Origin of the sequence: Frateuria sp. (genome assembly GCF_035695185.1) — a bacterium.
Classification (GTDB): Bacteria; Pseudomonadota; Gammaproteobacteria; order Xanthomonadales; family Rhodanobacteraceae; genus Frateuria_A.
On the sequence record NZ_DASSES010000062.1, the window covers coordinates 19,042 to 29,049 of the forward strand.

General features: G+C 69.2%; 4 protein-coding genes. All 4 read right to left on the reverse strand.

Going from position 1 to position 10,008, the window contains the following annotated elements; all coding sequences use genetic code 11:
* Nucleotides 1-191: 191 nt before the first annotated feature.
* A complete protein-coding gene (locus VFH59_RS04410) occupies nt 192-683 on the reverse strand; it encodes a chemotaxis protein CheW (protein ID WP_325163670.1) in 492 nt (163 codons plus the stop codon).
* Entirely contained in the window at nt 680-2,446 is a 1,767-nt protein-coding gene (locus VFH59_RS04415; RefSeq protein ID WP_325163671.1) for a chemotaxis protein CheB, read from the reverse strand. Before VFH59_RS04415 ends, VFH59_RS04410 begins: the two co-directional genes overlap by 4 nt.
* On the reverse strand, nt 2,439-8,486 hold the full coding sequence (locus VFH59_RS04420) for an Hpt domain-containing protein (protein WP_325163672.1): 6,048 nt from the start codon (nt 8,484-8,486) through the stop codon (nt 2,439-2,441). Before VFH59_RS04420 ends, VFH59_RS04415 begins: the two co-directional genes overlap by 8 nt.
* A gap of 77 nt (nt 8,487-8,563) precedes the next feature.
* On the reverse strand, nt 8,564-10,008 hold a 1,445-nt coding region (locus VFH59_RS04425; RefSeq protein ID WP_325163673.1), incomplete at its 5' end, for a methyl-accepting chemotaxis protein.

Here is a 10,008-nt window from a genome sequence, read left to right on the forward strand (position 1 = left end):
TCAGGCACACCGAGGGCTCGACAGGCTTGCCCCCGGGCGGTGGGCGGGTACCGCGCACGGGAATGATCAGGACGCCGACCGCTGTGCGGCCATCGGGGGTGTTCGACCGGGACGGGGCTCGAGACGGAGGCTCGGGCCACGCCTTTACCTGCGCCAGGCGTGCACGGTTACGCGCGCGACGCCACCGGCCTTCAGGCGGCCCCGGCTTGCTCGTCCAGGCTCAGCAACGCGGACAGCTCCGCTTCAATGCCTTCCAGGTCCGGAATGACCGCGATGTCATCGCGCACCAGCACCTGCGCCTTGACGCCCGGAGGCAGGGACGCCCCGTCGTGCGTCGGAATGATCAGCTCGGCGTTGAGCGTGGTCAGCCGCGGGAAGCCCTGCGTCACCACCGCCACGAAGGGTAGCCTGGCATTGTTGCCCAGCGCCTTGAGCACGGCCACGCGGACCGCCAGGTCGGCATCGCCCTCGGGGGCGCCGGCGAGTTTGGTGAAGGAGACCAGCGGCACACGCCAGCCACGCCAGGCGATACGACCCAGCAGCCATTCGGGAGCACCCTCGACCGGCTCGGGCGTCGGCAGGGTGATCACTTCGGCCACGGTCGCGTTGGGCAGCAGCAGGCGCAGTTGACCTACCGGCACCAGGACGCAACGGATTTCGCGCGGCAGGGTTTGTTCGCTCATGGCTGGCCTTCCATATGGTGCTCGGCCAGGCGCGCCGCCAGTTCACGGGGCGTGCCGGCCTGATGGGACAGGTTCTCGGCCAGCACGCCGCTGACCATGTCGGAGACGTGCGCACTGCCGCTGGCCTCGACCCAGACCTGGCCGCCGCGGTCGCGAACCGCCTGGCAACCGGCGACGGCATCGGTGGAGCGGCCGGCGAACACGATCGCCACCACGTCGCGGCCGAAGGCCTCGGCAGCCTGGCTGAAGCTGGCGTCGATCGACGGTGCGTGCGTCGCGCGCGCGTCGACCGGCTGCAGCTCGATCGAGCCGTCGCGACGCACGGTGACCTGCCGATCCGACGGCACCACGACGACCTCGCCCGCGCCCACCCGCAAGCCGGGCTCGGCCAGGCGGACCGGCAGGGCACATTGCGACGCGAAATGCTCGACCAGACCGTCGGCCGGGCGACCGGCCAGGTGCTGGGTATGCAGGATCGTGGCGCGCAGCCCCGGAGGCAGCGCGGCCAGGAATTCACCGACCGACCCCGTGCTCTCGGTCGTGGCGCCAAGCACTACCAGCATCGGCAGCCAGTTGGCCGGCGCCTCGAGGATCATTTCGTGGGCCGGGGCGAAACCCTGCGGGGCGATCGCCTCCTCGAGGGAGACCAGCTCCAGGCTCAGGCCCGGGACGACGGGCGAGACGTCGCCGTCGGCTTCGGGGGCAAGGTAATCGGCAGCACTGACCTTCTCGATGCCGAAGTCGTTGGTGGTGTCCTCGACCGGAGCGGCCGCCGGGGCGAGGTAATCGGCAGCGCTGACCTTCTCGATACCGAAGGCGGCCGGGGCGGCGGCGGGTTCATCATCGTCCAGCAGTGACCAACTGTCGGAAGCGCGGGCCGGTGCCACCGGCGCCTCGCTCGCGTGGGTCGCCGCAGGGACCGTTTCGTTCCCGATGGGCGCCAGTTCGAGGTGGTCGAGCTGGAACGAAGCGCCCGGCTCCACGGAGGCGGCTCCCGCCCCGGGCGCACTGGTACCGGCCTGGTCGATCCCGGCCAGCTCGAGCCCGGCTGGTATCGCGGGTTCGTCAACCGTCGCGAGTGACGGGGCCGGCGGCGTCGACGGGTCGATCAAGCCGGCGACCGTATCGGCATGGACGCCGGATCCGAAGCTGCCGTCATGCAGCGAAACGCCCTCGCCCGCTGCATAGTTCAGGCCGTTCCCGAAATCGTTGGTCTCCTCGGCAGGTGCATCGGAAGCAAGCAAGGCTTCCAGCTCGGCCGCGAGGGTTTCGGAAACAGCAGCCTGGCGCGCTTCCTCGTCGACCTGTGGCGCCTCCTCGGCACTGCCGATGCCGGCGTCGGCCAGTGCAGGCTCGGTCGCCCGTGCCGCCGCGACCAGGCCGTCGGCCGTCGCCTCGGCTGGCGCAGGCGGTCGCGGGGGATCAGCGTCGCCGATCGCCAGTACCTTCATCGCCAGGTGGCGCGCCCAGCGCGCCCGGTCCCAACCCTCCAGGCGGCGGCTGGCCTGGGCATCGTTGAAGACCACGCGCGGCCGATCGCCCTCCAGGGCTTCATCCAGGTGGTCGACGGCGCTGTCGTCCTCGTCGTCGAGGTTGACAACCAGCACGTCGGCATCGACCGACGAGAGCAGGTCGCGGCTCAAGCCCTTCAGCGGACCTTCGTGGACGATCCGCGCACCGCGCTCCTGCAAGGCACTGCGCAACTGCTCACCCAGGCCTGCGTCGTCGAACAGCAGCGCGACCGCCGGTACCGCCTCAGCCATGGACCGCCTCCATCGCCATCGCGCGCTGCTCCAGCACTTCGGCGATCTGGGCCAGCAGTTCCGCTTCCTGGTAGGGCTTGCCGAGGTAGCGGTCGACGCCGATGTCGAAGGCACGCTGACGGTGTTTGTCACCGGTACGCGAGGTGATCATGATGATCGGCACGTCGCGCAGACGGGGGTCCGCCTTCATCTGCGTGGCGAGCTCGTAACCGTCCATGCGCGGCATCTCGATGTCCAGCAGCATCATGTCCGGCACGCGGTCGTGCAGCTTCTCCAGCGCGTCGACGCCATCCTTCGCGGTGAACACCTCGTAGTCGTGGCGTTCCAGCACGCGGCCGGTGACCTTGCGCATGGTGATCGAATCGTCGACCACCATGACCAGCGGCTTGGCGCGCTGCTCCTCGATCAGCGGCGAGGCGATGGCGCTCAGGCCGTCGGCGAGGCGCTGCTCGCGGCGTGCGATGCCGTGACGGACCAGCGGCGGGAGGTCGAGAATGATCAGCACCGAGCCGTCGCCCATGATGGTGGCGCCGAGCACGCCCGGCACCGAACTCACCTGCGGGCCTACCGACTTGACCACGATCTCGCGCGAGCCGATCACCGCGTCGATGCGGATCGCCGCACGCAGGTCGCCGGCACGGGTGAGCAGCAGGGGCAGCTGCTCTTCCTCGATCACCGGGTTGGGCTGCAGGCCCAGCAGGTCGGCCAGGTCGTGGATGCCGTAGGCGTCGCCGCTGTAGTCGAAGGTCGGGCGTTCCTCGCCCAGTCGCGCGGCGAGGTCATCCGGGCTGATACGCGCCACGCCCTGCACCGAGGTCATCGGAATGGCGAAGGTCGCCTCGCCGATGCGCACCACGATTGCCTGGGTCACCGCCAGGGTGAACGGCAGGCGCAGGACGAAGGTGGTGCCCTGTCCCTGCTGCGATTCGATCGCGAGCGAACCGCCAAGCTGCTTGATCTCGTTCGCCACCACGTCCATGCCGACGCCGCGACCGGCGAGCTGCGTGACGTGGCTGGCGGTGGAGAAGCCGGTCTGCGTGATCAGGCCGAGCAGCTGGTCCTCGCTGGGGCGCGAGTCCGGACGCAGCAGGCCACGCTCGATTGCGCGGGCGCGGATCGCCTCACGATCCAGGCCACGCCCATCGTCGCTCACACGCACCACGACCTCGGTCGCTTCGCGGGCGACCCGGATACGCACTGCGCCCTCGGTCGGCTTGCCTGCCTTGCGACGGTCCGCCGGCGACTCGATGCCGTGCGCGATGGCGTTGCGCAGCATGTGTTCGAACGGCGCCTTGATGCGATCGAGCAGGTTACGGTCCATTTCGCCATGGGCGCCCTCGACGTACAGCTGGGCGCTCTTGCCTTGTTCCTGCGCGGCCTGGCGCAGCGTGCGGCGCAGGTTCGGCACCATCGTGTCGAACGGCAGCATGCGGGTGCGCAACAGGCCGTCCTGCAGCTCGGCGCTGACGCGCGACTGCTGGATCAGCAGGGTTTCGGACTGGCGGGTGAGCTCGTCCAGCATGTTCTGGATCGAGACAAGGTCGGACACCGACTCGGCCAGCGCACGCGAGTACTGCTGCAACTGCGAGAAGCGGTCGAGCTCGAGAGGGTCGAACACGCCGATGCCTGCCTCGCGGTGCTCGCGCTGGAAGCGCGCGATGATCTGCGCTTCGGTTTCGATTTCCAGCATGCGCAACTGACTGCGAAGACGCTGCACCGTCTGGTCGAGTTCGACCAGGTTGAAACGGTAGCCGGCGACCTGCTGCTCCAGGCGCGAGCGGTAGATCGCCACCTCGCCGGCGTGGTTGACCAGGTTATCGAGCAGTTCGGCGCGGACGCGGATCTGTTCCTGCGTGGAGCGGACTTCCTCTTCCTCGCGCTCGGGCAGCAGTTCCGGCAGCAATTCCGGCAGTGGTGCGGCCGGCACCCGGGCCGATGGCGGAGCGGCCGAGGCGGGCTGGTGGCCTTCGTCGGCCAGCGCTTCCTCGCCGGCCATGGCCAGCAGGCGGTCGATCAAGGCCTGCGGATACTCGATCGGCTGCCCCTGGGAGACGCGCTTTACCAGCGAATGCAGGGTGTCGAAGCCGGCCTCGAGCGCACCGATCAGCTGCGCGGTGTCGCGCTCGCCGACCGGCTTTTCCAGCAGGGTCTCGATGGCATGGGTCAGGTCGCCTACCGGCACCAGGCCGGCGATGCGCGCGCCGCCCTTGAGCGTGTGCAGGTCGCGCTGGACGCCGACGGCATGCGCGGTCTCGCCCGGCTCGGCGCGCCACTGGGCGAGCAGGCCGTCGGCGTGATCGAGCAGTTCGTGCGCTTCCTCGGTGAAGATCTCCAGCAGATCCGGATCGATCTGGCCGCTCCAGGGCTGCGCGGGCGCAGGGTCGGTGGCAACCGGCGCGACGGCCTCGGTCGCAGCCTCGTCGGCCACCGGGGTCGGCTCCACCGAGGCTTCGGCGTCCATGGTCTCGGCGACCGGGGCTTCTAGCGGATCGGCGCCCTGGTCCGGGAGCCCACTCACCGCCTCCGCCGATGGCGCCAGGTCGCTCTCGCTCGTGCCTTCCGGTACCGCGGGGGCCTCCGCTTCCAGGGCCTGGAACGGAGCGTCCGGCTGCCCGGGTAGCGGCGTGGCGCTGTCCAGTTCGCCTTCCAGCTCCGGTTCGCCGGCCTGCTCGTCGGACGGTTCCGTCGCACCCTCCATCGCGGCGCCCTCGGATGCCTGGGCGGCACGAGGTAGCTCTTCGGTGGGCTCGTTCAGCAAGCTGTCCAGCAGGGCCGTCAGGCTTTCCTCGTCGTCCACCTGACCAGCGTCTGCTGCCGGGGCCACGGACTCGCTGGCCTCGGAGGATTCCAGATCGAACGCGTCGAGTGCCGCCAGCAGCTCGCCGGCATAGGCGTCGTGCTCGTCATGTTCCTCGGTCCCGGTGGGGATCGCCACCGCGTCCGGCTCGCCGAGCGCGTCATCCAGGCCGGCATCGAGCGCCGCGGCAACGGCGTCGTCCGGGAGGTCGGTGGGCAGCTCTTCCGCGTGCGGGTCGAACAGCACATGGGCGACCTTGGGTTCGGGCTGGCTGTCGCGCAGCTCGGTCAAGCGGGCCGTGAGCGCGTCCACCGACGGCAGCTGCGGTTCGGACGCATCGAACTGCGCCATCACGTGGTCGACCACGTCGGCCGATTGCGCAAGCAACCGGGTGCCTTCCTCGGACAGCGGTTGGCTGGCCGCGCGCAGTCGCTTGAGCAGGCTTTCCAGCGGTGAAAGCAGCTGGGTCAGCAGCGGAATGTCCACCATCGCGATGGCGCCGTGCAGGGTGTGCACCGCGCGCAGCAGGGCATCGTCGATGCGCAGCTCGCCGTCGGCCCGGGCCAGTGCGCCGCGGATCGCCTGCAGGTACTGCGCCACTTCGCTGCGCAGGATTTCCAGCAGCACCGGATCGACCGGCGGCATCACCGGTAGTTCGATCGATTCGGCCGTTTCGTGCCTCGCTTCTGCGGCCGCGGTCTGGTCCGTGTGGGCGGCCACCGGCACGGCCTCGACGGCGGCATCCAGGCGCGGCACGCGGCGGCGCACGACCCGGCGGACGGTCTCCGTGGCGGTGGAGGCGTGGTCGTTGACCAGAGCCATTTCACCGGCGGCCAGACGATCTGCTGTCGCCATGATCGCCGCCAGCGGTGCAGTCGGAGCGCCTTCGCCCCTGAGGGCGGCGAGCAGTTGCGGAAGTGCATCGATAGCGGCGCGAACGAGCGCCTGCACGCCGTCGTGCGGCTGGATGGTGGCATCCAGCACGCGGTTGAGCATGTTTTCCACCTTCCAGGCGAATTCGCCGAGCACGCTGGCACCGACCAGGCGGCCGGATCCCTTGAGCGTGTGGAAGGAGCGGCGGATCGGGGTGATCGCGGCCAGTTGCGCCGGATCGGCCAGCCATGCCTGCTGTGCATTGCGGAGGTTGTCGATTTCCTCCTGCATTTCCTCCAGGAAGATCTCGCGGATGTCGTCGTCGATACCCTCGGTTCCCAGCTGGAAACCGGCGTTGCCGGCCAGGGCATCGGCAACCGGTACTTCCTCGACAACTTCTTCCTCGACCTCGATCCAGTCGTCGCCGTCATTGGCTTCCGGGGACACGGCGAGCGGCTCGGTCTGCGCCAGGCGCAGGCCGGCCAGCTCGTGCGCCACGGGCTGCAGCGGTGCGCTGCTGCCTACCACCAGATCGTCCAGGCCGGCACCGTCGACCAGGCTGACCGGCTCGGACAGCGACGGTTCGGCCGGCTCCTCGGCGGCGACCGGCACCGGGATTTCATAGGCCTCGGCCGCCCGGGCGGCCGGCAGCGGCCAGTAGCCGAGCGCGCCCAGGCTATGCTCCGCCACGTCCAGGATATGTTCCAGCCCGCCGCGGTGCTCGCGGGCAGCCTCGAGGTAGTACTCCAGTGCGGCCAGCGCATCGGCCAGGTGGTCCATCTGCGCGCTGCCCGGCACCCGCCGGTCGACGAGCATCTCGTTGCCGATGAACCGGCCGATGCCTTCGGCCAGCTCGGACGGACGCGGCGCGGAAAGCATGCGCATCGCGCCGGCCACTTCGTCCATCAGCGCCGGGGTACCGTGCAGCTGGGTGTGGTCCCAGCCGGCCTCGACGAAGGCGACGATGGCGTCCTTGACCTTGGCAGCGTTGGCGATCGCCTCCTGCATGAGCGATGCGAGGATGCTGCGTGCCTCGCTGCGCGGCAGCGCGGGCACGGCGTCGCCCTCGACCGGCAGGGCGTCGTCAGCCGGGCCGTCCTCCGCACCGAGGCTTTCGATGTGGTCATCGAGCGAGGATTCGACATAGAGAAGCGCGCCTGCGACGTCCAGCAGTACACCTTCTTCAGGCGCACGCACCTTGTGCGCGATCTCTTCCAGGACACGGCGCTGTTCGTTGACCACGCGGCGCGGCACGGCCAGCGCCAGCATGCCCAGCGTGTCGCCCACGCGCTCGAGCACCTCGCCCTGCGCGGCCAGCTGCGCGGGATCGCCATCGCTCTGGCGCAGGAAAAGGTCGAGGGCTTCCTTCACCCGCAGCAGGTCTTCCTTGAGCGCCTTGGAGACCGAGTCGAGCAGCGCGCGGTTGTGGCCCGCCATCGAGCCACGCGCGTGTTCCAGCTCGGCGGCGTCGGGCAGCAGGCTGTCCAGCCGGTAGGTCTGCTTCAGCAGCGCCATCTGCGGGCTGGCCTGGCGGGCCTGCGCCACGATGTAGAGCAGCTTGCTGGCGAGTTCGTCGGCATCGCCGCCACGCAGGCTGGCCTCGCCCTGCTCGACCAGCTGGCGGATGTTGCGGTCGACCTTGCCGATCAGCTGGCGGATCTCGGCCGCATGGCTCTTGAGCATGCCTTGCTCCAGACCCTCCAGCACACCGGCAGCGATCCACCACAGGCGGCGACCGGGCACGGTCCAGCAGCGCCCGGCGATGCCCATCAGCGTCTCGCGCATGCCGATCAGCTGCTGCGGCGCGTTCTGCCCCCGGAACCAGGCGAGCAGTTGCTGCTGGAAGCGCAGGCGCAGCGTGGTGATCGCGCTGCGCTGGGCAGCGACGTCGACCTCGCCCTGGGCGCCCGGCGCCTGCACCGGCAGCGCCTGCTCCAGGTTCGGACTGAACAGCGCAGCCTCGGACAAGGCCTGCTGGTCGCGGCTGGCGCGCAGGTCGTTGAGCAGCGGCAGCAGCACGACCGGCACGTCGCGGTGGCCGCCGGAGAGGCGCTCGAGATAATCGGGCAACTGCATCAGGCCGCGCATCAGGGCGCCGAAAGCGTCCTCGCGCTGGCGGATGTGGTCCTCCAGCAGGCAGATGGCGAGGGTTTCCATCTCCTCTGCAACCATCGCCGCGCCATAGAGCTCGACCATGCGCAGGGTGCCCTGGACCTGGTGCAGGTGGTCCACGCAGGTGCGCATGACCTCGCGCTTGCCGGGGTTCTCTACGTAGGACTCCAGCGCCTCGCGGGCCTGCGCCAGGGTCTCGTCGAGTTCCGGCTTGACCCACTGCAGGGTGGTGAAATCGATGTGGTCTTGAAGTCTCATGCGCCCCTCTTGAGCGGCTGCGCGCTACACGCGCATCGCGCAACCGTTCGAGGTTGCCCTCTGTCGGTAAACGTTGATCAACCCGGCAGCTTGAAGTGCGCCACCGAGCGCCGCAGGTCGCTCGCCAGCTGCGCCAGGTAACCGATCGAGTCGGCCGTCTGGCTCGCGCCCTGCGAGGTCTGCGAAGTGATTTCCTGGATCGCGTTCATCGACTGCGAAATGTCGGTCGCCGCCGCGGACTGCTGGCGCGCCGCGGTGGAGATGTTCTGAATCAGCGCCGACAGGTCGTGCGAGACGCGCTCGATGTCGCCCAGTGCGCTGCCGGCGTCCTCGGCCAGGCGCGCACCGGCGACCACCTCGGAAGTGGTCTGCTCCATCGAGCTGACCGCTTCGTTGGTATCGGACTGAATGGTCTGCACCAGCGTCTCGATTCGCTTGGTCGCGCTGGCGGAGCGTTCCGCCAGACGCTGCACTTCGTCCGCCACCACCGCGAAACCGCGGCCCGCCTCACCGGCCGAGGCCGCCTGGATGGCCGCGTTCAACGCCAGAATGTTGGTCTGCTCGGCGATGTCGTTGATCAGTTCCACGATCGAGCCGATTTCCTGCGACGACTCGCCGAGGCGCTTGATGCGCTTGGAGGTCTCCTGGATCTGCTCGCGGATCGAGTCCATGCCGCTGATCGTCTGCCGCACGATCGCCGCACCATTGGAGGCGATTTTCACCGAGCGCTGCGCCACCTCGGCGCTGTCGGCGGAGTTCTTCGACACCTGGTCAATGGACACGGCCATTTCGTTGATCTTTGCGGAAGCCGAGGTGATCTGCTGCGCCTGATGCTGCGCGGCTTCGGCCAGATGCATGGCGGTGGCCTGGGTTTCCTGCGCGGCCGCCGATACCTGCACGGCGGTCTCGTTGATGGTCGTCACCAGGGATCGCAACGCTTCCACCGCGAAGTTCACCGAGTCCGCGATCGCGCCGGTAATGTCCTCGGTCACGGTCGCCTTGACGGTGAGGTCGCCTTCCGCGAGCGATCCCATTTCGTCCAGCAGCCGCATGATGGCTTGCTGGTTGCGTTCGTTGAGGCTGCGGCTCTCGACCGAGCGGCGGCGCTCGCTGTAGACGAAGTTGATCGCCAGCAGTACCGCGAAGAAAACGGCCAGCACCGCGCACAGCGCACCGATGGCGACGTTCGGGAACGCCCAGAAATACACCGGCGCGGAGCGGATCTTGCCGAGCGTGTCGGCCACGCTCTTGGCTTTCGCCAGCACGTCGCCGGAATCGAGGGAGGCCTGGTTGGAGGCGTCCTTGACCGCGACGATGGTCGGCGCGGCGGCGATCAGCTTGTGCACCGGGGCATCCAGTTGCGACCAGGTCTTCTGCACGTCGGCGAGGATCTGCTTGCCTTCCGGCGGAGCGCTCGCCGAAAGCTGGTTCAGCACGCCGGCATAGGTCGCGGAGTCGCGCGCCAGTCCGTCGGCGGCAGCGGCGGAGTTGTCGCCGCCCTGCAACACGTCGCTGACGCGGC

Coding starts and splice junctions, on each gene's coding strand:
- VFH59_RS04410 (WP_325163670.1), bottom strand. CDS start 683: ATGAGCGAACAAACCCTGCCGCGCGAAATCCGTTGCGTCCTGGTGCCG.
- VFH59_RS04415 (WP_325163671.1), bottom strand. CDS start 2,446: ATGGCTGAGGCGGTACCGGCGGTCGCGCTGCTGTTCGACGACGCAGGC.
- VFH59_RS04420 (WP_325163672.1), bottom strand. CDS start 8,486: ATGAGACTTCAAGACCACATCGATTTCACCACCCTGCAGTGGGTCAAG.